The following is a 206-nucleotide window of genomic DNA, read 5'->3' on the forward strand; positions in this document are numbered from 1 at the left end:
AGTCGAGAGAGGACTACCTGTTCCTTTTCTCGTTTCGTATTCAAGGCTAGGAAAATGCGTTTCTTAAAATTGTCAAAGTTCCTGAAACCAAAGGCATTCCGCTTAATAACCTTGATAAGATTATTAGTAGCCTCGAGTCTCGCATTGGAATAAGGCAATTCTAGGGCATTACAAACCTTATCTTTGTTCTTACGGAAAGTATGGAA

At 38.8% G+C, this 206-nt stretch carries 1 protein-coding gene; it reads right to left on the bottom strand.

Going from position 1 to position 206, the window contains the following annotated elements; genetic code table 11:
- The coding region (locus HZY94_RS08985; RefSeq protein WP_179925865.1) for a transposase at positions 1-206 on the bottom strand (206 nt) is incomplete at both ends.

The sequence above is a fragment of the Streptococcus danieliae genome (genome assembly GCF_013415245.1).
In the GTDB taxonomy this organism is placed as follows: domain Bacteria; phylum Bacillota; class Bacilli; order Lactobacillales; family Streptococcaceae; genus Streptococcus; species Streptococcus danieliae_A.